This is a genomic window from Mycolicibacterium aromaticivorans JS19b1 = JCM 16368, assembly GCF_000559085.1.
GTDB lineage: Bacteria > Actinomycetota > Actinomycetes > Mycobacteriales > Mycobacteriaceae > Mycobacterium > Mycobacterium aromaticivorans.
Genome location: NZ_JALN02000001.1, coordinates 3,420,423 through 3,442,969 on the forward strand (window position 1 = coordinate 3,420,423; position 22,547 = coordinate 3,442,969).

27 protein-coding genes are annotated in these 22,547 nt (G+C 67.2%); 18 read left to right on the forward strand and 9 right to left on the reverse strand.

Annotation, left to right across the window (positions count from 1 at the left end; translation table 11 throughout):
* The first annotated feature begins 48 nt into the window (after positions 1-48).
* The 5 genes from Y900_RS30320 (at position 49) to Y900_RS16405 (ending at position 4,614) form a co-directional block, all read left to right on the forward strand.
* A complete protein-coding gene (locus Y900_RS30320; RefSeq protein WP_051660102.1) occupies positions 49-738 on the forward strand; it encodes a GOLPH3/VPS74 family protein in 690 nt (229 codons plus the stop codon).
* Positions 735-863 (forward strand): hypothetical protein, encoded by a 129-nt coding sequence (locus tag Y900_RS33460; RefSeq protein WP_272945554.1) that lies wholly within the window; start codon positions 735-737, stop codon positions 861-863. Before Y900_RS30320 ends, Y900_RS33460 begins: the two co-directional genes overlap by 4 nt.
* A 47-nt stretch (positions 864-910) precedes the next feature.
* Positions 911-3,028 (forward strand): heavy metal translocating P-type ATPase, encoded by a 2,118-nt coding sequence (locus Y900_RS16395; RefSeq protein ID WP_036343223.1) that lies wholly within the window; start codon positions 911-913, stop codon positions 3,026-3,028.
* Between the two features lie 130 nt (positions 3,029-3,158).
* Positions 3,159-4,034: an oxygenase MpaB family protein gene (locus tag Y900_RS16400; protein WP_036343225.1), complete on the forward strand. Its 876-nt coding sequence runs from the start codon at positions 3,159-3,161 to the stop codon at positions 4,032-4,034.
* On the forward strand, positions 4,027-4,614 hold the full coding sequence (locus Y900_RS16405; protein WP_036343227.1) for a TetR/AcrR family transcriptional regulator: 588 nt from the start codon (positions 4,027-4,029) through the stop codon (positions 4,612-4,614). Before Y900_RS16400 ends, Y900_RS16405 begins: the two co-directional genes overlap by 8 nt.
* Here Y900_RS16405 and Y900_RS16410 read toward each other — a convergent pair.
* The 3 genes from Y900_RS16410 to Y900_RS16420 are packed head-to-tail and all read right to left on the reverse strand — an operon-like array spanning position 4,611 to position 6,109.
* Positions 4,611-4,832: a hypothetical protein gene (locus Y900_RS16410; protein ID WP_036343229.1), complete on the reverse strand. Its 222-nt coding sequence runs from the start codon at positions 4,830-4,832 to the stop codon at positions 4,611-4,613. The genes Y900_RS16405 and Y900_RS16410 overlap by 4 nt on opposite strands.
* Positions 4,833-4,862: 30 nt before the next feature.
* On the reverse strand, positions 4,863-5,573 hold the full coding sequence (locus Y900_RS16415; protein ID WP_036343231.1) for a Rieske (2Fe-2S) protein: 711 nt from the start codon (positions 5,571-5,573) through the stop codon (positions 4,863-4,865).
* The gene (locus tag Y900_RS16420; RefSeq protein WP_036346981.1) at positions 5,570-6,109 is read right to left on the reverse strand and encodes an RNA polymerase sigma factor; all 540 of its coding nucleotides are present in this window, start codon (positions 6,107-6,109) and stop codon (positions 5,570-5,572) included. The genes Y900_RS16415 and Y900_RS16420 overlap by 4 nt, the downstream gene beginning before the upstream one ends.
* A gap of 132 nt (positions 6,110-6,241) precedes the next feature.
* Here Y900_RS16420 and Y900_RS16425 point away from each other — a divergent pair, with 132 nt between their 5' ends.
* Genes Y900_RS16425 through Y900_RS16435 form a run of 3 tightly spaced genes read left to right on the forward strand, consistent with a single transcriptional unit; the run spans position 6,242 to position 8,000 of the window.
* Positions 6,242-6,691 carry a cupredoxin domain-containing protein gene (locus Y900_RS16425; protein ID WP_051660103.1) on the forward strand — a complete coding sequence of 150 codons (450 nt, stop codon included), beginning with the start codon at positions 6,242-6,244 and terminating at the stop codon, positions 6,689-6,691.
* A complete protein-coding gene (locus Y900_RS16430; RefSeq protein WP_036343233.1) occupies positions 6,688-7,611 on the forward strand; it encodes a metallophosphoesterase family protein in 924 nt (307 codons plus the stop codon). Before Y900_RS16425 ends, Y900_RS16430 begins: the two co-directional genes overlap by 4 nt.
* Positions 7,608-8,000 carry a hypothetical protein gene (locus Y900_RS16435; protein ID WP_036343235.1) on the forward strand — a complete coding sequence of 131 codons (393 nt, stop codon included), beginning with the start codon at positions 7,608-7,610 and terminating at the stop codon, positions 7,998-8,000. The genes Y900_RS16430 and Y900_RS16435 overlap by 4 nt, the downstream gene beginning before the upstream one ends.
* On the opposite strand, the gene Y900_RS16440 is transcribed toward Y900_RS16435, so the two are convergent.
* The 4 genes from Y900_RS16440 to Y900_RS16455 form a co-directional block, all read right to left on the reverse strand.
* Entirely contained in the window at positions 7,954-8,334 is a 381-nt protein-coding gene (locus Y900_RS16440) for a nitroreductase family deazaflavin-dependent oxidoreductase (RefSeq protein ID WP_036343237.1), read from the reverse strand. The genes Y900_RS16435 and Y900_RS16440 overlap by 47 nt on opposite strands.
* 287 nt (positions 8,335-8,621) lie before the next feature.
* Entirely contained in the window at positions 8,622-9,167 is a 546-nt protein-coding gene (locus tag Y900_RS16445) for a NifU family protein (RefSeq protein WP_157838256.1), read from the reverse strand.
* Entirely contained in the window at positions 9,164-11,116 is a 1,953-nt protein-coding gene (feoB, locus tag Y900_RS16450) for a ferrous iron transporter B (protein WP_051660105.1), read from the reverse strand. The genes Y900_RS16445 and feoB overlap by 4 nt, the downstream gene beginning before the upstream one ends.
* Complete coding sequence (locus Y900_RS16455; RefSeq protein WP_051660106.1) at positions 11,113-11,397, reverse strand: FeoA family protein; 285 nt, start codon at positions 11,395-11,397, stop codon at positions 11,113-11,115. The genes feoB and Y900_RS16455 overlap by 4 nt, the downstream gene beginning before the upstream one ends.
* Before the next feature lie 110 nt (positions 11,398-11,507).
* Between Y900_RS16455 and hemL the strand changes: the two genes are divergently transcribed.
* From hemL to Y900_RS16490, 7 genes are all read left to right on the forward strand, one after another.
* Positions 11,508-12,824, forward strand: coding sequence for a glutamate-1-semialdehyde 2,1-aminomutase (gene hemL, locus Y900_RS16460; RefSeq protein ID WP_036343238.1), 1,317 nt, complete (start codon positions 11,508-11,510; stop codon positions 12,822-12,824).
* Positions 12,821-13,462, forward strand: a complete 642-nt coding sequence (locus tag Y900_RS16465) for a histidine phosphatase family protein (RefSeq protein ID WP_051660107.1) — start codon at positions 12,821-12,823, stop codon at positions 13,460-13,462. Before hemL ends, Y900_RS16465 begins: the two co-directional genes overlap by 4 nt.
* Positions 13,459-14,055 (forward strand): TlpA disulfide reductase family protein, encoded by a 597-nt coding sequence (locus tag Y900_RS16470; protein WP_036343239.1) that lies wholly within the window; start codon positions 13,459-13,461, stop codon positions 14,053-14,055. The genes Y900_RS16465 and Y900_RS16470 overlap by 4 nt, the downstream gene beginning before the upstream one ends.
* Positions 14,052-14,822, forward strand: a complete 771-nt coding sequence (locus tag Y900_RS16475; RefSeq protein WP_036343240.1) for a cytochrome c biogenesis CcdA family protein — start codon at positions 14,052-14,054, stop codon at positions 14,820-14,822. Before Y900_RS16470 ends, Y900_RS16475 begins: the two co-directional genes overlap by 4 nt.
* Complete coding sequence (resB, locus tag Y900_RS16480; protein ID WP_109751080.1) at positions 14,819-16,516, forward strand: cytochrome c biogenesis protein ResB; 1,698 nt, start codon at positions 14,819-14,821, stop codon at positions 16,514-16,516. Before Y900_RS16475 ends, resB begins: the two co-directional genes overlap by 4 nt.
* 37 nt (positions 16,517-16,553) lie before the next feature.
* Positions 16,554-17,528, forward strand: coding sequence for a c-type cytochrome biogenesis protein CcsB (gene ccsB, locus Y900_RS16485; protein ID WP_036343241.1), 975 nt, complete (start codon positions 16,554-16,556; stop codon positions 17,526-17,528).
* A 76-nt stretch (positions 17,529-17,604) separates the two neighbouring features.
* The gene (locus Y900_RS16490; RefSeq protein WP_036347007.1) at positions 17,605-18,783 is read left to right on the forward strand and encodes a MinD/ParA family ATP-binding protein; all 1,179 of its coding nucleotides are present in this window, start codon (positions 17,605-17,607) and stop codon (positions 18,781-18,783) included.
* Here Y900_RS16490 and Y900_RS31735 read toward each other — a convergent pair.
* Positions 18,780-18,941: a hypothetical protein gene (locus Y900_RS31735; RefSeq protein WP_109751082.1), complete on the reverse strand. Its 162-nt coding sequence runs from the start codon at positions 18,939-18,941 to the stop codon at positions 18,780-18,782. The two genes, Y900_RS16490 and Y900_RS31735, sit on opposite strands and share 4 nt — an antisense overlap.
* Before the next feature lie 47 nt (positions 18,942-18,988).
* Here Y900_RS31735 and Y900_RS16495 point away from each other — a divergent pair, with 47 nt between their 5' ends.
* Complete coding sequence (locus Y900_RS16495; RefSeq protein WP_036343242.1) at positions 18,989-19,312, forward strand: DUF4229 domain-containing protein; 324 nt, start codon at positions 18,989-18,991, stop codon at positions 19,310-19,312.
* On the opposite strand, the gene Y900_RS16500 is transcribed toward Y900_RS16495, so the two are convergent.
* Positions 19,309-20,178, reverse strand: coding sequence for a 1,4-dihydroxy-2-naphthoate polyprenyltransferase (locus Y900_RS16500; RefSeq protein WP_036343243.1), 870 nt, complete (start codon positions 20,176-20,178; stop codon positions 19,309-19,311). The two genes, Y900_RS16495 and Y900_RS16500, sit on opposite strands and share 4 nt — an antisense overlap.
* 589 nt (positions 20,179-20,767) lie before the next feature.
* On the opposite strand from Y900_RS16500, the gene Y900_RS30325 reads away from it, so the two are divergent.
* Both Y900_RS30325 and Y900_RS16510 read left to right on the forward strand, forming a co-directional pair.
* Entirely contained in the window at positions 20,768-21,928 is a 1,161-nt protein-coding gene (locus tag Y900_RS30325; protein ID WP_051660108.1) for a hypothetical protein, read from the forward strand.
* Between the two features lie 88 nt (positions 21,929-22,016).
* Positions 22,017-22,547 carry a MarR family winged helix-turn-helix transcriptional regulator gene (locus Y900_RS16510; RefSeq protein ID WP_237752581.1) on the forward strand — a complete coding sequence of 177 codons (531 nt, stop codon included), beginning with the start codon at positions 22,017-22,019 and terminating at the stop codon, positions 22,545-22,547.

Consider the following 22,547-nt stretch of genomic DNA (forward strand, 5'->3'; position numbering starts at 1 on the left):
TCGCGCGGTCGGTGGCCCAGAGTTGGAAACGGGGAGCGAGGAGGCGATGTGGGGCGCACCGGCGATCGGTCGTCCGAGTTCTCCCCCGTGCCCCCGACCCTGCACGGGCAGCTGTTCATGCTCGCGTTCGATCCTCGGAGCGGTCGGTTCGACGGCTACGATCCTCAGCTCTTCGGCTTTGCGCTGCGGGCCGCGATGCTGACGGACCTGCATCTGCGCGGTTTCCTGGTGGAGCGTGCCGGCGCGCCGGTCCCGGCCCGGGCGGCCAGTCCCGATGATCCGATTTTGCGTGCCGAATTCGCCCAGGTGGGCGTTCACAACCGGGCGACTTGGGCGCACTTGATCGCCGACAACCGGCACGAAGCGATCACCGCGGTGCGGGAACAGCTGGTCGACCAGGGCTGGCTGCGCACTCGGCAGCAGCCCGGTGCCCCGGTGTCCGACGCGGGCCTCGAGCCGTTCGACCAGTGGCGGGTCCGCACCTTGGCGGACGCGGCGCGCGGGGCGCTGCGAAACGCTGTTGTCGGCCTTCCGGCGGAGCCGTGGCCCGTGGCGTGCGGATTGCTCGCGGTGATGGCCGAACTGCCTGTCATGGGCGAGTTCTCCGCCGAGGAGCATGGCCGGGGTCGTCTTGACGGGTTGGCGGTCGGCGGTCTGGTGCCTGTCTCGGGGTTGATCGAAACGATCCGGGAGCGTCGCGGGGGCAGCTGTCCGGGGTTGATGGGCGGGTCATCGTGACGGCCGGACGGCCTCGGCACCTGTCGTCGGTGCCCCCGCCGGACAGCTCGGACGACGATCCCGACCCGCCGGACCAGGAGGATCCCGAACCGCCAGACGACGAGGCCGGCGTGCTGTTGTGGTGATTCAGGAGACACTGGACAAGATACCCCCTAGGGGTATCATCGGGCTTATGGCGACGACCGACCTTCAGTTGACCGGCATGAGCTGCGCGTCCTGCGCGGCCCGTATCGAACGCGGCCTCAACGATCTGGACGGCGTGCAGGCCACGGTGAACTTCGCCGTCGAGCGCGCACACGTCGAGCACGGCCCACAGGTCTCAGAACGCGATCTGATCCACGCCGTGGAATCCAGCGGCTATCACGCATCGGTGGTGGACCACTCCGGCCACGGCGACGACCACATGAACCACGACGTCCCGAGCGAACAGCTGCGCCCTCGGCTGGTCGGCTCGGCATTGCTGGCGGTCCCGGTGGTGGCGCTGTCGATGGTGATGCCGTGGCAGTTCCCGGGATGGTTGTGGGTGGTGTTGGCGCTGACAACCCCGATCGTGGTCTGGGGCGGCTATCCGTTCCACAAGGCCGCCCTGAACAGTGCGCGCCACGGATCCTCGACGATGGACACCCTGGTATCGATCGGCACACTGGCCGCCTACCTGTGGTCGCTGTATGCGGTGCTGACCGGCGCCGCCGAGCACGGGCACGGCCACGTCTACTTCGAGGTCGCGGCCGCGGTGACGGTGTTTCTGCTGGCCGGCCGCTATGCCGAGGCCAAAGCCAGGCGGTCGGCGGGAGCGGCGCTGCGGGCGCTGCTGTCGCTGGGCGCAAAGGAGGCAACCGTGCTGCGCGACGATGCCGAGGTGCGAATCCCAGTGCAGGACTTGAATGTTGGTGACGTCATCGTCGTGCGACCAGGAGAGCGGGTGGCCACCGACGGCGTGATCGTCGACGGTGCGTCGGCGCTGGACACCTCGGCGATGACCGGGGAGTCGGTGCCCGCCGACGTCGGCCCGGGTGACGAGGTACTCGGCGGAGCGGTCAACACCTACGGCCGAATGCTGGTGAGCGCCAAGCGCGTCGGTGGTGACACCCAGCTCGCGCGGATGGCCAGGATGGTCTCCGACGCACAAAGCGGGAAGGCGTCCATCCAGCGGCTGGCCGATCGGGTGTCGGCGATCTTCGTGCCGGTGGTGTTGGCCATCGCGGCGGTCACACTGGTTGCCTGGCTGGTGGCCGGCGGGTCGGCCACGGAGGCGTTCACCGCGGCGGTCGCCGTGCTGATCATCGCCTGCCCGTGCGCACTCGGCCTGGCGACACCGACCGCGATTCTGGTCGGCACCGGCCGCGGCGCTCAACTCGGGGTGTTGATCAAGGAGCCCCAGGTTCTCGAAACCGTCACCGGCATCGACGCCGTCGTCCTCGACAAGACCGGCACGGTGACCACCGGCTCGATGGCCGTGGCGGCCGTCGAGACCGAAGCCGGCACCGACGCCGACGCGGTGCTGGCTCAGGCGGCCGCGGTCGAATCCGCGTCCGAGCACCCGGTGGCCGCGGCGATCGTCGCCGCCGCCCGGGAGCGGGGCCTGACCGTTCCCGCGGTCCATGACTTCGCCAACGACCCCGGGACCGGCGTCAGCGGCGTCGTCGGCGGCGTGCGGGTGCGGGTGTCCCGCGCCGCCGAGCAGTCAAACGACGGGCGCACCAGCGTCGAGGTCCGCGCCGACGGCAGCCGCCGTGGGGTGATCCGGTTGGTCGACGCAGTCAAGCCGACCAGTGCGGAGGCCATCGCTGAGTTGAAGGCCATGGGCATCACGCCGATTCTGCTGACCGGCGACAACACCGCGGTTGCCGCGCGGGTGGCCGCCGAGGTCGGCATAGCGGCCGAGAACGTCATCGCGGGCGTGCTGCCCTCGGAGAAGGCCGACGCCATCAGCCGATTGCAGGCGCTGGGGCACAAGGTCGCGATGGTCGGGGACGGGGTCAACGATTCGGTGGCATTGGCCACCGCGGACGTAGGCATGGCGATGGGCACCGGGACCGATGCGGCGATCGAGGCCGGCGACATCACGCTGGTCCGCGGGGACCTGCGCACTGTCCCGACCGCACTGCGGCTGTCGTCGCGCACCCTGCGGATCATCAAGCAGAACCTGTTCTGGGCGTTCGGCTATAACGTCGCGGCCATCCCGCTGGCGGCGCTGGGCCTGCTGAACCCCATGATCGCCGGCGCGGCCATGGCGTTCTCCTCGGTGCTGGTGGTGACCAACAGCCTGCGCCTCAAGCGCTTCAGTTGACTCCTCCGCGAAACCGACGATTCGCAGAAGAACTGCGAGGCGAGACCTGCATTTCGTGAATCTCGGCGACGGGGTGACGCTCGTCACGAACCGGTTGGTACAAAGTGCGAAATCTGTAACACTGTTGCACATGACGGAACTCGCCGAATCTGACTCCGCGACCGACGCCCTGCCGCTGGGCCCGCAGTCACTGGTGTGGCGCTACTTCGGCGACAACCGGATGTTCCTCATCGGCCCGCGTCCGGCGGTGCTGCAGAACATGCTCGCCGAACTCGGCCAGGGTGTGCTCGACCATTCGGTGTGGTTCGCCGACACCGCGGCCCGGATCAAGCGCTCGTTGCCGCCGATCTTCATGACCGTCTACGGCAGCGAAGACGACAACGCCGGCGTCAGCGTCCGCGACTTCCACCACAACATCAAGGGCGATATGCCTGGCCCACCAGGAAAGGCCGGCCGCTACCACGCGCTGGATCCCGACACCTACTACTGGGCGCACGCCACCTTCTTCGATCAGGCGCTGTACTTCGCCGACACCTTCGTCAAGCGCCTCTCGCGCGAGGAGAAGGAGCAGATGTATCTGGAGTCCAAGACCTGGTATCGCCGCTACGGCGTCAGCGACCGCCCGATGCCCGCCGACTACGCCGAGTTCGAGCGCTACTGGGACCGGATGATCAACGAGGTGCTGGTCGCGCATCGAACGGCCGTTTACGGCGTCGGCTACGTCACCAAGGGATTCCCGCGGCCCAAAGCCGTCAACCCGATCGTCTGGCGGCTGGTGGCACCGGTCTTCAACCCCATCGCGGCGTTTCTGACCACCGGGGGGATGCCACCGCGCACCCGCGAGATCCTCGGCCTGCCATGGAGTGATCGCAAGGAGCGCAATTACCAGCGCTTCGCGGCGTTCTGGCGCTCGCGTCCGGTGAACTGGCTGTGGGATCATCTTCCGATGAATGTCCGCTACAACCGCTACGCCGCAAAGGGTTTCGCGCAGGCAGGGCATGCCTGACCAGTCGACCGAAGCGATACTCGACGCCGCGCTCGTCGAGTTCGATCGTCATGGCATCCGCCGGGTTGCCCTTGATGACGTCGCCCGCCGGGCCGGGGTGAGCCGGACGACGATCTACCGTCGCTTCGCCAACAAGGACGACCTGGTGGCCGCGGTGATGGACCGGGAAAACCTACGGTTGTTCCACGACATCGCCGAGGAATTGAAAACCGCCCGCCCGCAGTCGAATTACTACGTCGAAGCGTTCACCCAGGCGATCCTGCGAACCAGACGGCACCGGGTGCTCAACCGCATGGTGGTCGACGAGCCGGCGCTGACGCTGGAACTGGCCCGGTTGCACTACGGTGCCGCGGTCCAGCGGATCGAGGCGGCGCTGCGGGTGATCTTTCCGCCCGGCTTCGCCGACCGGATCGGGCCGCAGGCCGTCCATGAGCTGGCCGACAACATCTGGCGCTACGCGTTGATGGCGATGCTGTTGCCCAGCCCGGTTCCGCTCGAAACTGCCGACGATATAAGGGCTTTCGCGACCAAGCACTTCCTGCCCAGCCTGCCCGATGAGCTGCGGGTAGTACCGGTCTAAGTACCGGCTGGGCAGTCCAAGTCCACATACGCCACGGGCGCTGCCTCGTGGACACCGGTGACGGTGCACTGGGACAGCCCACCGCTCGGCTGACCGTTGAATTGGACCTGGTAACCCTGGGCCTGCAGTTCGCTGACGATATCGGGAGCCGATCCGGTTCCAGAGGACACGACGTGGGCAATGCCGACGAGTGCTGCTGCAATGAGGTTGGTGTACATACCGTTAGATATGCACCCAGGTTACAGCTCTCAGGTCGTCCGGGGTGGTGGTGCAAGAACCTCCACGAGCCCGTTGCGCTCGCGGACTTCGAAGTGCGGCAACGGGTTCGGTGCTATCGGAAGGGCATGCGTAACCACCATGCCGGCCGGTGAGAACGACGTCGAGTGGCACGGACAGCGCAGCCGGTCATCGCCCTGGTCGAACCACAGCTTGCAGCCCTGGTGGGTGCACACGCCGGACACCGCATCGACCCGGCCGTTGACCCGACGCACGAATCCACTGACTGCACCAAGGTCGAACGCGTGCACCGCCCCCTCGGGCAGGTCCCCGCTGGCGGTCACGGTCTGCCAGGACCCGTCGGTGGGTACCAACTCCGCGTCGGCGACTTGTTCTTCGTCGGTCTGCGGTCGGATCACCATCCGATCGACCGCAACCCCGGCGACCGCGGCGGTTGCCGCGGCGGAGGTGCCGACGATCACCTGTCGGCGGGTGGCCGACATTGTTCGCTTTGCCGGTGCTGTGCTCGTCGAAGTTGCCGGATCCGAGGACATGTCGGCGGCCAGCCGGGCTTTGAGCCCTTCGATGAACTCCGGTCGTGGTTCGCCGGCGTCTTCGCGGGCGGCGGTGAGGTCGATAGCGGTGCGCAGCTGGGCCGCCTCGAACTCGTCGGGGGTGAATCCCCGCGGCTGTCGGCCTGCCAGCATGTCGTCTATGTAGTGGCGAAGATCGCGGCGGGTCATGGCAGGGCCCCCTCGCTGATCTGTGCGGCCAGCCGCAACGCTCGATGCTGCAACACTTTCGCGTTCGCGACGCTGATGCCGAGCGTACTGGCCGCCTCCCGCACCGAACAGCCTTGGAGGAACCGCAGTTCCAGTACCCGTCGATAGTTGTCGGGCAGGGCGCCGAGAAGGGCGGCGACGCGCTGCGGAGCGGTGCTCGGCGCGGCGGGACCGAACGCGGTGGCCGGCACGTCCTCGATGGTGGTGATCTCGGTGCCCAGGGTGGCGCGCCAATGCGCGGCCAGCACGGTGCGGGCGGTGGCCCGCAGGTAGGCACGCACTTCGGCGATGCTGGCAGTCAAACGCAGCGGGCGCATCGCGGCCAGGAAGACCTCCGAGGTCAGGTCCTCGGCGTCGGCGCGGTTTCCCACCCGGCCGAAGATCAGCCGGTAGACCCACGTGACGTTGTCGTCGTAGACGGATTCCCAATCCGGATAGCGCGCTTCGGCGACCAGGCGAAGCTCGGGTCGCGGGCGTGGATCGTCGTCCGCCGCCATCATCGGTTGCCTTCCGCTCATCGATAAGAGATAGGCGGCGGGGTTACCCGACCGTCGGCGTGTAACCGCCGCCCTACCTCTTGATGAGACGGTCCGCGCCGCGGACTTGGTTCAGCCGAGGAGGCAGTTTTCATGCACCACACCCGCACCGCTCTGGCGTGCCTGGCGGTCGTCGTCGGCGCCGCAGCATGCGCCACACCGCCGAAGGCTCCGGCACCGACGGTCGACTTCGGGCCCAATGGCGGCACATCGGTCGGCATGCCGGGGATGTCGAACATGCCGGGAATGCCGATGCCTCAGGCAACGACAACCGTCGCCGCCCCGCCCGTCGCCGGAACGGCAGTGAACATCACGAATTTCGCGTTCGCACCGGCCACCCTGACCGTCAAGGTAGGCGACACCGTCACCTGGACGAACAAGGACGAGGAGCCGCACACCGTCGTCGCAAACGACGGCTCGTTCCACTCGCCGGGTCTGGACGCCAACGCCACATACAGCTTCACATTCACGAAGGCAGGCAGCTTCGACTACATCTGCAGCATCCACCCGTTCATGCACGGCACCGTGGTGGTGAGCGCATGACCGGCGACCCGCACCAGATGAGCAGACGCCAGCTGATCAGGCACGGCGCCTGGTTCGGCGCGGCTGTCGGGCTGGCGGTCGTCGGCGGCGAGGTGCTGTCCCACGTCGCGAGCGCCCCGGCCGCCACCGACACCCGGCCCACCCTGCGCTTCGCTCAGATCAGCGACAGTCATATCGGGTTCACCGGCGCCGCCAACGCCGACGTGACGGGATCGTTCGAGCGGGCCATCCGGCAGGTCAACAAACTCGGGTACACGCCCGATTTCGTGATCCACACCGGTGACCTCACACATCTGGCGACCCCCACCCAGTTCGACCAGGTCAACCAGATGCTGGGCGCTCTCAAGACCCCGCACGTCTTCACCGTGCCGGGTGAGCACGATTCGGTCGACGACGCCGGGCAGAAGTACCGGTCGGTGTTCGGGGCGGGCACCCGCGGTGACGGCTGGTACAGCTTCGACATCGCGGGTGTCCATGTCATCGGGTTGGTCAACACGCTGAACCTGAAGAAGCTGGGGCATCTTGGAGCCGACCAGCTGGAGTTCGTCGAGAAGGACGTGGCGCCGCTGTCGTCGGACACCCCCATCATCGTGTTCAGCCACATCCCGCTGTTCGCGATGTACCCCGACTGGGGCTGGGGCACCGACGACGCCACCCAGGCGCTGAGCTACCTGCGCCGGTTCTCGTCGGTGACGTGCCTTAACGGTCATGTCCACCAACTGTTTTCCAAGACCGAGGACAACGTCACGTTCTACAGCGCCACCACCACGGCCTACCCGCTGCCGCACCCCGGCGACGGGCCCGCCCCCAAGCCGCTGACCCTGCCCGCCGGTCAATTGCATGACGCCCTCGGCATCCGCGAGGTCAGCTACACCCGCGGCCAGAACGTGCTCGCCCTGAAAGAGGAGACCCTGCAATGACCCGTCTGCTGAATCTCGGAATCGCGGCGAGCCTGCTGGTGAGCGCGGCCAGCCACGGCTATCTCTACCTGCACGGATACTCCTCCATTCCGGCCATCGGGCGGGGGTTCCTGGTGCTGACGAGCGTCTTCGTCGCGCTGGCCATCCTGATCGCGGTCGGCGGGCCGGTCTGGTTGCGCGCGGTGGCGTTGATGGCCGCGCTCGGTTCGCTGGGGGCCTTCGTGATGTCGCGCACGATCGGGCTGCAGGGGTTCATCGAGCATGGCTGGCAGCCGGCGCCGCACGCGTTTATCAGCGTGCTGGCCGAGGCGATCACCGTGGCGCTCTGCGGGTGGTCGTTGGTCAGGAGCGGGTCAGCAGTACCGCGGACTCGAACGGCAGCATCCTGAAGAGTGGACGCCAAGCTCCTGAAACATGATGGGCAGCGTCAGTTTTGGGCATCACCCGCGGATTGCTGACGGCGAAGGTCCGTCCGTAGCGGGTGAGCCGCCCGCCGCCGGCCGCGGTGATGTTCTTGAGCCAGTCGCGATTGGGCCCGTAGGTGAGCAGGATCGCGATGCCGTCGTCGGTGGTGAACACGGTCAGCGGGGTGCGGTAGTGCGCGCCGGAGCGGCGTCCGACGTGCTCGAGGATCCCCATCGTCGGAACGAAGCCGGCCCACAATCGCTGCACCGGGTTGGTGACGTGCCGGTTGAACCTGGCCAGCCACTGCGGAAGTTGCATCACTCGATCCAACTCCTAGCCTGGGCGTACCTCAAGGCCCGTGGTGAGCGGACGAAGGTTTTGATCAAGATCGCGATGGCCACCGGCGTCTCGGGCAGCGAGACGCTGACAGTGACGGCCCGCAACAGCGGGCAGGAGCAGACAATTCCGGCGCTCACCGTCGAGGTCGACGGCGTCCGGTCCCTGGTGTCGACGCCCGGCGATTCTTCCCGCCTACCGCGCGAAAGCCGGCAAGGCGGCCGACGGGTACTTCACCAAGCTGCCCGACCTCGCCGACCACCCGGTGTTCAGCGTGACGCCGCTGTGAGGGTCAGGTTTAGGCCGCCACCGTCTGAATTCAACTCGATGACGTCAGGGCAACGGCGGCGAAGCTCTCCGACCAGCCGCTGTTGCAATGTGCGTTCTGCTGCAGCGCAACTCTCGCATGCGCCACCGAGGCGAATCGTCACTATGTCGCCCAGTCGCTCGGCGGTCACCGACCCACCGTGGGAGCGGACGAAGTCGCCGACAAATCCGTCCAGTAGGTCCCCGGTCACCCGTTCGAGAATCTCTCCGGGCGCCGGCTCGATCAACCATCCCGCCGGCTCCGCCAGTGCTGCTCGCAGTGCTGTCTGAATCGCGGGTCCGTAGTCACGCCACGACAAGCCCTCGCGTAGCCACAGCCAGACCCCGGCGTGCTCGACCAGTCCCTTGCTCAACGTTCCATCGGCAAACCGATCACCCAGGTCACCGGGTGCTCCCAGAATGCGTCCTGCGTCCATGCCTTCGGTGGGAGCCACCCAGCGCACTGCGTCGGGTTCACCGGTCACCCGTTCGGCGTGCAACGTGATCACCACACGGCCGCCACGATCGTCCGGGTCAGCAGCGCCAGCACCCACGCCAGGACGAACATGTACGCCCAGGCGATCACCGGCCACTTCCAGGTGCCGGTCTCCCGGCGCAGCACACCCACGGTGGACATGCACTGCAGGGCGAACATGAAGAACACCAGTAGCGCGGCGATCGTCGGTGCGTCGAACAACAGGCGGCCGGTATCCGGCCCGCTCTGTACACGCATGGAGTGCAGCGACTCGGCCGGATCATCGGGATCCTGGGCGGCGGCCACCTGGCCCAGCGTGGCGACGAAGGTTTCTCGCGCAGCCAGCGAGGACAGCACACCGATATTGATCCGCCAGTCGAAGCCCAACGGCCCGAACACCGGCTCGATCGCCCGGCCGACCGACGCGCCATACGAATGGTCCAGCACATAGGACGACACCGCGGCATTGTCTCCGGCGTCGACCCCGGCGGCGGATAGCTCTGCGTCGTGACGAAGCGGCAGGTTGAGCAGGACCCACAGCAGCACGGTGGTGACCAGGATGATCGACGACACCTTGCGTAGGAACGCCGACGCGGCGGTCCACACCTCGGCGACGACCGTCCGCAGCCTCGGCAGCTGATAGGGCGGCATCTCCATGTAGAACGGCAGCGCCGGGGTTCCGCGGGAGGTGATCCGTTTGAAAACCGCCGCGACGGTCATCGCAGACACCGCGCCCAACAGGTACAGCACAAACATCAGTACGCCCCGGGCGTTGAACGGACCGGCCCGTTCATCGGCCCCGAGCAGCATGCTGACCAGCAGGATGTAGACCGGCAGCCTGGCCGAGCAGGTCATCAACGGAGCGGCCATCATCGTGGCCAGCCGATCCTTGGCCGACGGCAGGGAGCGGGTCGCCATGATTCCCGGGATCGCGCAGGCCACGGAGGACAGAAGCGCCACGAACGCCCGGCCTTCGAGTCCGGCACGGGCCATGACCCGGTCCATCAGGAACGCTGCCCGGGCCAGGTATCCCGTACCTTCCAGCAGCGCGATGAGGATGAACAGCAGCACAATCTGCGGTACGAACGCCAGCACACTGCCCACGCCGCCGATGATCGCCTCGGAGAGGAACGCGGCCAGCCAGGAGATGTGCACGTGGGCGGCGACGAGGCTACCGAGCCACCCGAAGAACTTCCCGACATCGTCTTGGAGCGGGGCCGCGACAGTGAAGATCGTCTGGAAGAACACGAACATCGTGAGCAGGAAGATCAGCGTGCCCGCCACCGGGTGCAGCAAGACGGCATCAATGCGCCCGGTGCGCCGGTCGAGATTCGGGACGTGGTAGCAGGCTCGCGTCAGGACCGAGTCCACCCACGCCGTAACCTCGTTGGTCTCGGTGGGCGGCAGCACCACGGGGGCGCTCCACGACCGGAAGCCGGCCATCGTCGAGCGCAGGGTTTCGACACCGTCGCGATGCCCGGCCACCACGGTGACGGCGGGAACACCGATGGCTTTCGACAGCGCTTTGACGTCGATCGTGCCGTTCCTACGGGCGAGGTCGTCGGTGAAGGTAAGCACCACACACGTGGGCAGTCCGATCTGCAGGATTTGGGCCAGCAACCCCAGTGACCGGCGCAGGGTGGTGCTGTTGAGTAGAACCAGCAGCGCGTCGGGCACGTCGACCCGGCTGTTGTGGTGGTCGGTGTCGAGGACGTCGACGACGATCATTTCGTCCGGGCTGATCGGGTCGAGGCTGTAAGTGCCGGGCAAGTCCTCGACGACGACGGTCTGGTGGTCGTCTAGGCGCATCCGGCCCTCGAAGCGCGCGACGGTGACGCCTGGGTAGTTGCCGGTCTTGGCGTGTAGACCGGTCATGGCGTTGAACAGTGTTGTTTTGCCCGAATTGGGGCTGCCGACCACGGCGAAGCGGGTAAGGCCCAGGTTGACTTCGGCGGTGCCACCGCCGTGGTGATGCCCGCTCACGTCACCGGTTCCACGTGGATGCAGCGGGATTGGGCGGTCCGTAGGGCGATCTCATAGTCGCCGACACGGAACACCACGGGATCGCGCAGCGGCGCGCGGCGCACCATCGTGACCTCGATACCCGGGACGATGCCCAGATCGAAGAGGCGGCGTGCAGTGCTGCCGGCGACGTCGTTCCCGTAGCCGATGACCTTGGCGCGGTCGCCGCGGCGGAGGTCGGCCAGCGTCATCGTCGCCGAGGTGCCCGATGCGCGAGCCGACGCCAGTTGACGGTGGCTCATGCGATCAGAAAGTGAGGACACCCTTAGGAGAATAGCCTTACCGTGCTGTGCGCTTTCTGGCTCCTACACCCTGTAGTTGAGCATGCCCGCAGTCTGGGACACTGGTGGCCATGAGCAGTACGGATCAGGCCGCCTCTACGGCGGCATCGGCCGGGCTGTTCGCCGACGCCTGCGCAGTCATCCCCGGTGGAGTGAACTCGCCGGTCCGGGCTTTCAACTCCGTCGGCGGCACGCCTCGCTACATCACCTCCGCCAAGGGCTACTGGCTGACCGACGCCGACAGCAACCGCTATATCGACCTGGTGTGCTCGTGGGGCCCGATGATCCTGGGGCACGCGCACCCGGCGGTCGTCGAAGCGGTGCAGCGCGCCGCCGCCGACGGCCTGTCGTTCGGGGCGCCGACGCCCGGGGAGACCGAGTTGGCTGCCGAGATCATCGCCCGGGTGAAACCCGTCGAGCGGGTGCGCCTGGTCAACTCCGGCACCGAGGCCACCATGAGCGCGGTACGCCTGGCCCGCGGGTTCACGGGCCGCTCCAAGGTCATCAAGTTCTCCGGCTGCTACCACGGCCACGTCGACGCGCTGCTCGCCGACGCCGGTTCGGGTGTCGCCACCCTGGGTCTGCCGTCGTCGCCAGGAGTCACCGGCGCCACGGCTGCCGACACGATCGTGTTGCCCTACAACGATGTCGCCGCCGTGGAGGAGTCCTTCGCGAAGTTCGGCGACAGCATCGCCGCGGTCATCACCGAGGCGTGCCCGGGCAACATGGGTGCAGTGCCGCCGCTGCCCGGCTACAACGCTGCGCTGCGGCGCACCACCGCAGAGCATGGCGCGCTGCTGATCATCGACGAGGTGATGACCGGGTTCCGGATGAGCCGAAGTGGTTGGTATGGGCTCGATCCCGTCGACGCCGACCTGTTCACTTTCGGCAAGGTGATGAGCGGTGGGCTGCCCGCCGCGGCATTCGGCGGCCGCAGAGACGTGATGGAACGGCTGGCCCCGCTGGGTCCGGTGTACCAGGCCGGCACCCTGTCCGGGAACCCGGTGGCGGTGGCCGCCGGGCTGGCCACCCTGCGCAACGCCGACGACGCGGTCTACGCCGCCCTTGACTCCAACGCGGACCGGCTGGCTGGCTTGCTCTCGGATGCGCTCACCGAAGCCGGTGTGGCCCATCAGGTTCCGCGCGCCGGAAACTTCCTGTCGGTGTTCTTCACCGACTCGCCGGTCACCAACTTCGCCGAGGCGAAGGCCAGCGAGACGTGGCGGTTCCCGGCCTTCTTCCATTCCCTGCTCGACGCCGGGGTGTACGCCCCGCCGAGCGCCTTCGAAACCTGGTTCGTCTCAGCTGCACTCGACGACGCGGCGTTCGATCGAATCGCCGACGCGCTGCCGACGGCGGCGCGCGCCGCTGCAGGAGCCAAGCAATGAGCGGCCGGACGCAAGCCGATGGGCCGGCCGCCAGCGGCCGGACCGTCGTACACGTCATGCGGCACGGCGAAGTCCACAACCCCGACGGCATCCTCTACGGGCGCCTGCCTGATTTCCACCTTTCCGATCGTGGCCGCGCCCAGGCCGAGGCGGTGGCCGGCTGGCTGGCCACCCGCGACATCGTCTACGTGGTGGCGTCGCCCCTTGAGCGCGCCCAGGAGACGGCCGCGCCGATCGCTGCGCACCACGGCTTGGCCATCGACACCGATGACGAACTCATCGAGTCGCACAACGTGTTTCAGGGTGAGAAGGTCTCACCAGGCGACGGGGCGCTGCGCGACCCGCGCAACTGGTGGCATCTGCGCAACCCGCGCACACCCACCTGGGGGGAGCCCTACCGGGAGATCGCCGAGCGGATGCGTCGTGCGGTGGAGCGGGCCAGGGTCAAGAGTGCCGGGCACGAAGCGGTCTGCGTCAGCCATCAGCTACCGGTAGAGACGCTGCGCCGGTCCATGACCGGTACTCAGCTGCACCACTTTCCGACCCGGCGGCTGTGCAACCTGGCATCGGTGACGTCGTTCTACTTCGATGGGAATGAGTACGTCGGCTGGGGATACTCGGAGCTCGCCGGGCGGTGAAGCGGCTGTTGGTCCTCCTGGTGGCGGCGACGGTGTTGGTCGGCTGCTCCACCGGTGACGACGCTGTCGCTCAGGGCGGCACATTCGAGTTCGTCGCCCCGGGCGGTAAGACCGACATCTTCTACGACCCGCCGAGCAGTCGCGGAACCCCCGGGCCGTTGTCCGGCCCTGAGCTGATGGACACCTCGAAGACCGTGTCGCTGAAGGACTTCGAGGGCAAAGTCGTCGTGATCAACGTGTGGGGTCAGTGGTGCGGGCCCTGTCGGTCCGAGATCACCCAGTTGGAGCAGGTCTACGCCCAGACCCGGGACCTGGGCGTGGCGTTTCTCGGGATCGACGTGCGGGACAACGACATCAGCGCTCCGCAGGACTTCGTGGTCGACCGCAAGGTCACGTTCCCGTCGATCTACGACCCGGCCATGCGCACCATGATCGCCTTTGGCGGCAAGTACCCCGCCACGGTGATCCCGTCGACCGTCGTGCTCGATCGACAACATCGGGTCGCCGCGGTGTTCCTGCGCGAACTACTGGCCGAGGACCTGCTGCCTGTGGTGCAGCGGCTGGCCGCCGAGCCGAAAGCGGGCACACCATGACCGGTTTCGCGCAGACCGCCGCCGCGGGCCCGCTGCTGCTTGCATTGGGCGTCTGCATGCTTGCCGGTTTGGTGTCGTTCGCCTCGCCGTGTGTGGTTCCGCTGGTTCCCGGCTATCTGTCCTACCTCGCGGCGGTCGTCGGTGTGGACGACACGTCCGGTCCGGTGGCCGTGCGGACGCAGCGCCTGCGGGTGGCCGGCTCGGCGCTGCTGTTTGTCGCCGGCTTCACTTTGGTGTTCGTGCTCGGCACGGTGGCGGTGCTGGGGATGACCACCACCCTGATCACGAATCAGCTTGTGCTGCAACGTGTCGGTGGGGTGCTGACTATCGTCATGGGTCTGGCGTTCATCGGCTTCATCCCGGCCCTGCAGCGTCAGGCCCGGTTCACTCCGCGCCGGTTCGCCGGTGTGGCGGGGGCACCGCTGCTCGGCGCGGTGTTCGGGCTGGGCTGGACTCCGTGCCTGGGTCCGACGCTGACCGGGGTCATCACCGTCGCCTCGGCCACCGACGGCGCCAGCGTCGCCCGCGGTGTCGTCCTGGTGATCGCCTACTGCCTGGGCCTTGGCATCCCGTTCGTGGTGTTGGCGCTGGGATCCAGTTGGGCGGCCAACGGTTTGGGCTGGCTGCGCCGGCACACCCGGACCATCCAGATCGTCGGCGGTGTGCTGTTGATCGCCGTCGGACTGGCCCTGGTCACCGGGGCATGGAACGACTTCATCTCCTGGGTGCGAGACGCCTTCGTCTCCGACGTGAGGCTGCCGATATGACGACCGCCCCGCCGCGAGCAGACACAAAATCGCCCAAAACAAGGGGGTTTGGGTCGATTTTGCGTCTGCTCGGCAGGCCGATCCGCATCCTCTGGCGGGCGCTGACCTCCATGGGCACCGCGTTGGTGCTGTTGTTCCTGCTCGCCGTCGCCGCCGTCCCCGGTGCGCTGCTGCCGCAGCGCAGCTTGAACGACGCCAAGGTCGAGCAGTACATCGCCGAGCACAACATCATCGGGCCATGGTTGAACCGCCTGCAGTTCTTCGAGGTGTTCTCCAGTTTCTGGTTCACCGCGATCTACGCGCTGTTGTTCATCTCGCTGGTGGGTTGCCTGACCCCGCGGATGATCGAACACGTCAAGAGCATGCGTGCCGTGCCGGTTCCGGCCCCGCGCAACCTGTCCCGACTGCCCAAGTACGCCACTGCCGAGGTGGTCGGTACGCAAGAGTCGGTCGCGGCCGGCATATCCGAACGGCTCAAGGGCTGGCGACGGGTCACCCGCCACACTGACGAGGGCACCGAAATCTCCGCTGAGAAGGGTTACCTGCGCGAGTTCGGCAACATCGTCTTCCACTTCTCGCTGCTCGGCCTGCTGGTGGCGATCGCCGTCGGCAAGCTGTTCGGCTACGAGGGCAACGTCATCGTCATCGCCAACGGTGGCCCCGGTGTCTGCTCGTCCTCGCCGGCGGCGTTCGACTCGTTCCGGGCCGGTAACAGCGTCGACGGCACGTCGCTGTACCCGATGTGCCTGCGAGTCAACGACTTCCAAGCCCACTACCTGCCCAACGGGCAGGCGCTGTCGTTCGCGTCGAACATCGACTACCAGGCCGGAGACGATCTGGCCGCGGGCACCTGGCGGCCCTACCGTCTCGAGGTCAACCATCCGCTGCGCATCGGCGGCGACCGGGTCTACCTGCAGGGCCACGGCTACGCCCCGACCTTCACCGTCACCTTCCCGAACGGGCAGAAGCGAACCCAGACTCTGCAATGGCGACCGGACGATCAGCACACCCTGCTGTCCTCGGGGGTGATCCGCGTCGACCCGCCCGGCGGCATGTACCCCGACCCCTCGGAGCGGCGTAAGCATCAGCTGGCGATCATGGGCCTGTTCGCGCCCACCGCCGAACTCGACGGCACCCTGCTGTCGTCGAAGTATCCGGCGGCCAACGACCCGGCGGTGGCCATCGACATCTACCGCGGCGACACCGGGCTGGACACCGGCCGACCGCAGTCACTTTTCACCCTCGACCCTCGGCTCATCGAGCAGAAGCGGCTGACCAAGGTCAAGCGCACCAATCTGAAGCAAGGTGAAGAGGTCAGGCTCGACGACGGCACCGTGGTCCGGTTCGACGGCGCCACCCCGTTCGTCAACCTGCAGGTTTCCCACGATCCCGGGCAGGTGTGGGTGCTGGTGTTCGCGATGTCGATGATGGGCGGTCTGCTGGTGTCGCTGATCGTGCGCCGCCGCCGGGTGTGGGCCAGGATTTCTCCTGTCGGCGGGCTGGGGGTGCCGCCCGGCGGAAGGCGAGGGGGAGAGCGCAGCGACCCGGGGATAGATTTGGCCTCGGGCGGTACGGTGAACGTCGAGCTGGGCGGTCTGGCCCGCACCGACAACTCCGGCTGGGGCAACGAGTTCGAGAAGCTCGCTGAACGGATGTTGGCGGACCTGCCGGAGCCGTCGAAAGAGAAGGTCTGAGCATGAACACCGAGCGAGAAGCGAAGCGGGATCGCGCATGAACACCGAGCACATCGACATCGGGTTGGCCCGCTACTCCGACTGGGCGTTCACCTCGTCGGTCGTCGTACTGGTCTTGGCGCTGTTGCTGCTGGCCGTCGAACTCGCCTATAGCCGCGGCCGCAAGGTCGAGGCCCGCGAGCTGGTATCGGCAGGAGTCGCGGCGGACAGTGATCGGCCCGGCGTCGTCGTCGAACAGCAGAAGCGCTCCGCCGACGAACGCATCGGCAAGGCCGGCCTGTCGCTGGTCTATCTCGGTATCGCGCTGTTGTTCGCCTGCATCGTGCTGCGCGGCCTGGCCACCGCCCGGGTGCCGTGGGGCAACATGTACGAGTTCATCAACCTGACGTGCTTCTGCGGTCTGGTGGCGGGCGCTATCGTCCTGCGCAAACCGCAGTACCGCGCGCTGTGGGTTTTCGTACTCGTTCCTGTGCTGATTCTCCTGACCGTCTCGGGCCGTTGGCTTTACACCAATGCGGCGCCGGTGATGCCCGCGCTGCAGTCGTATTGGCTGCCCATTCACGTATCGGTCGTCAGCCTGGGTTCGGGAGTATTTCTGGTCGCCGGTATGGCCAGCATCATGTTCCTGCTGAAGATGTCGCCGTTGGCCGCTGCGGGGCGCGAGGGCGCGCTCGCGCAAATCGTGCAGCGGATGCCCGATGCCCAGACCCTCGACCGAATCGCTTACCGCACCACGATTTTCGCGTTCCCGATCTTCGGCTTCGGCGTCATCTTCGGTGCCATCTGGGCTGAGGAAGCGTGGGGCCGGTACTGGGGCTGGGACCCCAAGGAGACGGTGTCGTTCATCGCCTGGGTGGTCTACGCCGCATACCTGCACGCCCGCTCGACGGCGGGATGGCGCGACAAAAAAGCCGCGTGGATCAACGTCATCGGCTTCGTCGCGATGGTCTTCAATCTGTTCTTCATCAACCTGGTGACGGTCGGCCTGCACTCCTACGCCGGAGTGAGCTGACACGAGCGTGCGCTAGGGTTCAAAGGACCCACGAATCACCACTCGACCCGAAACGATATGTCAGGGGGAAGTGCACGTGTCCACTCCTCATGGGTCCCGCCAGGGCCATGAATTAACTGATGCGACAACAGTATTCCGCACCGAACAGCGGTTCACCGATCCGGCGACCATCGCACCCGAATCCGAACCGGACTGGCTGGCGCCCACGCCGCCCATCGGCATCCCGATGGAGTCGCTGACCGCGGCCGCGCCGCTGTTCAACCAGTACGTCGCCGAGAATCCGGTGCCGTCCTACCGCCCGACGGTGCCGCCGACGCCGTATCCGGACCTGTCGACGAGCGCGCTGCTGCGCCAGGTGAAGCCGCCGCCATCCGGTGGCTGGCGCCGCTGGTTGTATCTGGCGTCCGGGAAGCTGATCAACGTCGGCGAGGGTCAGCGCGCCGCGCACCACACGAACCTCGTCGCACAGGTGAACCGTCCGCTGCCGGGCTGCTACAAGATCGCGCTGCTGTCGCTGAAGGGCGGGGTCGGAAAGACGACGATCACCGCCACCCTGGGCGGAACGTTCGCCACCATTCGCGGCGACCGGGTGATCGCGGTCGACGCCAATCCCGACCGTGGGACCCTGAGCCAGAAGGTGCCGCTGGAAACCCCGGCCACCGTGCGTCATCTGCTTCGCGACGCAGAGAAGATCGAGCGCTACAGCGACGTCCGTGGTTACACCTCGCAGGGCCCGAGCCGGCTGGAAGTGCTGGCGTCAGAAAGCGACCCCTCGGTGTCCGAGGCGTTCAGCGCCGCGGATTACGACAAGGCGCTTGCGGTGCTCGAGCGGTTCTACAGCCTGGTACTCACCGACTGCGGCACCGGGCTGCTGCACTCGGCGATGTCGTCGGTGCTGTCGCAGGCCGACGCACTGGTCGTGGTGAGTTCGGGTTCGGTGGACGGGGCGCGTAGCGCCTCGGCGACGCTGGATTGGCTGGACGCCCACGGCCATCAGGACCTGGTGCGGCGGTCGGTGTGCGTGGTCAACGCCGTCCGGCCGCGGGCGGGCAAGGTCGACATGCAGAAGGTGGTGGACCACTTCTCGCGGCGGTGCCGGGCGGTGTGCGTGGTGCCGTTCGACCCGCACCTGGAAGAGGGCGCCGAAATCGATCTCGAGCGGCTGAAGCCCAAGACTCGTGAGGCTCTGGTTCAGCTGGCCGCTGTGGTGGCCGACGGCTTTCCGGCCGTCGACGTCAACGAACGGTTCGGCTAGCGGGGGTTGTTGTCGCCGTGGCCGAGTCGCCACAGGAAGTCGGGATCGTCGTCGGGGCCGACGACCCTGGTCTTCGGCCGGTGCGCTTGGGCGCGAACCGCGCGCCAGCCGACGTAGACCGCGGCGGCGATGATCAGAATCAACAGCAGGTACAGCACGAAAACCTCCTTTGTCCGAATATACGCGCGTCGGTAGGCTCGGCGCGGTGTCGGACAATTCGGACAACAAGACCCCGGGCGCGGGCGGTCGCTTAGCGCTCGACGTCCTCGTGTACACCCTTGCGCGGATCGCCTTGGTGGTAGTTCTGACGGCGGCGATCTACTACCTCGGCAAGCTGATCGGGATCACCGAGTTCCCGCTCATCGTGGCGTTGTTGTTCGCGATCGTGCTTGCTCTTCCGCTGGGGATCTGGCTGTTGGCTCCGCTGCGCAAGCGGGCCACCGCGAGCATCGCCGCGGTCGATGAGCGTCGTCGCCGTGACCGTGAGCAACTGCAGGCCCGGCTGCGCGGCAAAGAGTCGACCGACTAGCCGAACGCCAGCGCCACCGCCACCGCGATCGACCAGACCAGCATCGTCAGGCCGGTATCGCGCAGCACCGGGATGAGCTCGCGGCCGCCGAGGCCGCGGCGTACCGGGCCGGCCGCGCGCAGGGCCAGCGGTGCGGCGATCAGGCCGACCGCACACCACGGCGTCGCGAGCATCAGGACCAGGGTCAGCACGCCGGCCACGGCCAGCATGGACTGATAGAGGATTCGGGTGTGGGCATCGCCCAACCGGACCGCCAAGGTGACCTTGCCCGCTACCCGGTCGGTCGGGATGTCACGCAGGTTGTTGGCCACCAACACGGCCGACGACAGCGCGCCCGTCGCGACGGCCAGCGCCAGGCCGACCCAGTCGACCCGCAGCGCCTGGGTGTACTGCGTGCCCAGCACAGCGACGAGGCCGAAGAACACGAACACCGCGACTTCGCCGAATCCCGCATAGCCGTAGGGCCGCGAGCCGCCGGTGTACAGCCACGCTCCCGCGATGCAGACGACACCCACCGCGATCAGCCAGGGCGCGCTGACGACGGCCAGCGCCAGTCCGGCGACCGCACCGACTGCGAGGCTGACGACGGCGGCGCTCAGCACCGCACGCGGTGACGCCAGCTTTGAGCCGACCAGTCGCAGCGGCCCGGCCCGGTCGTCGTCGGTGCCGCGGATGCCGTCGGAATAGTCGTTGGCGTAGTTGACCCCGACGATCAGTGCGAGTGAAACGGCAAGTGCCAGCAGCGCCTTCCACCACACGAAGGCGTCCAGCCAGGCCGCCGCGCCGGTGCCCGCGACCACTGGCGCCACCGCGTTGGGCAGAGTTCTGGGCCTGGCCCCTTCGACCCACTGCGCGATGCTCGCCATGCCCGCAATCGTCGCACGCAGGTCAGCCCGGTTGCTCAGGTGTGGTGCGGATACGAAGAGCCGATATTTGCTGATCGGGTGAGCGTTCCGCTTATCGGTGATAGCTGCCCGGGGCTGCCGGTTACGCTTCGCTGGATCGCAATGTTTCCGGCGTATGCCGACGATAAGCACATCAAACTAAAGTTCGGTGTTTTGCCGACGGGTCCATCTCGGAGGTAGCTGACGGCTGCGAGAAGGCCGGCCCCGGGGTCTGGCGGAGTCGGGACAACGTAGCACGTCAGCAAACAGCAACCGCTGAAGAGAAGACCATAGTGGTCCTGGGGTCTCGGGAACGCGGATCGCAGACTTGATCTGCGCGGGGCCGGGAGGCCCAGCCCTAATGGTTGCACGCTTAAATAATTCACGCGTCAAGAAGGTTTGCTGATAGACGGACGCATCGCGTTCACCTGCGACTCTCGCAGGCGTTGTGATTGCGAGCAGCGCCACAGAACTGACTGACCGGTAAGTTCCTTCAAAATACCGCCAACGCCCGATTTCGCCTCCGGTAGCTTTTGCCGAGTTCATTCCAGACCCCTCGACAGGAGTAATAATGCGCATTGCTGTGCGGTCGTCCATCGCATCCGGGGTGGCGCTGGTGGGCGCCGGTGCTGTCGCGTTCGCACCGATGCAACCGGTCGCGTCCCCGCTGTCGAACGTCCACCTTCCGTCGGCGTTCTCCAGCGTGCAGCTCACCGCGACCTTCGATCCCGTCACCCCATGGGTTGACCTCGTGACCGCCGCAGTGAACAACGTGGCGGGAATCGGACAGGACTGGCTGGCCGACCCGGCGCCCGCGCTGCGCCAGCTCGGAACCAACTTGTTCGGCTACGCCCAGACCACCGGCACGGCACTCGGCGGAGTCGCCACGGCCACCTATGACTACTTGACGACGACGGTGCCCCAGTCGATCACCACCGCGCTCCAGCAGATCGCCGCCGGCGACCTCTCCGGGGCGGCGGGCACGATCAACAACGCGCTGGGCACCGCGATCCTGACGATCGGTCTTCCGCTGTTCCCGGTGCTGGACATCCCCGGCAAGATGGCCGACAACTTTGCCGCCGTGATCAAGACGGTCACCGGACTCACGACGGTGCTGCCGGCTCTGATCGGCGTTCTCGGCCCGATCGAGGGTTCGATCCAGTCTCTCGGCGACAGCGGCCAGGCAGTGCTCGACTCGCTGGCCGCCGGGCAGACGGTCGCCGCGCTGAACGCCGCGGTCAATGCGCTCCCGAAGTTCATCGGTGCCGTCGTCAACGGGTACGAGGCGACTGATGGTAGCCAGTATCCGGGGCTGTTGTCGCTGCCGGACGTCAACGGCAACAACGCGGGGATCGCCTACACGCTGCTGATCTCGATCCCGAAGGCGATAGCCACCGCGCTCGGAGCCCCCGCCGCCCCGGCCGCGGCGGTGAAACCGGCCGCGGCGAGCGCGAAGGTTGTCGCGGCGGAGCAGCCGGCCGCAGTAGAGGGTGGGTCCGACCCGGCGTCGTCGTCCGCCGAGGCAGCCGATGCGGCGTCGGGCAGTGGCGCGTCGGTCACCGTGAAGGACGGCAACAAGGTGACCCCCGGCAAGGCCGGCGTCACGAGTGCGCGCGCCGCGAACGGGTCGTCCAAGCCGGCGGCGTCCGAGACCGCGGGTGGCAAGGGTTCGAGCGCGGGCGCCTCCGGCAAGGGTCACAGCGCGCGGCACGGCGCCGGCGGAGCCGACTAGTCCGACTTCACAAGTACTGACGAGGTAACGGCGGCCCCCGCGGCGACGCGGGGGACTCGCCATGTCGTTCCAGGCACGCGGAGGATCTGTGTCGACACGTCGACCGGGTGACGTAGGCCGTCGATTGGTTCAACAACGCCGCCACAGACTGGGCTTCGACGATGTCGAGGCCCACGCGTGGGTGCAGTTCGAGTCGGTCGCCATCGCATTGCACGGACTGGTCAATCGAGCCCTGCAGCACCACCACCAATTGAGCCTCGCCGACGTCCAATTGCTGACGCATCTGAAAAGTCATGGCCCCAGCCCGATGGGTGCTCTGGCCGAGATGCTGATGGTCACCCCGAGTGCGTTGACCCAGCAGATCCAGCGCCTCGAGCGCCGGCGACTGGTCGACCGGGAGGCGAGTAGCGACGACGGCCGCCGGGTGCTCGCGACGATCACCCGAGACGGGCTCCGCCTTACCGCCGCGTCGTTGGAGACCTACGCCCGCGTGGTGCGTACACACTTCCTCGACGAACTGAGCAGGAACCAGATGATTGCGCTCGGCGACGGCTGCCGGCGGATCAGCGCCCGGTTGAAGGCCGCCGATCCACCTGGCGAACCATCCGACAGCCAGTGA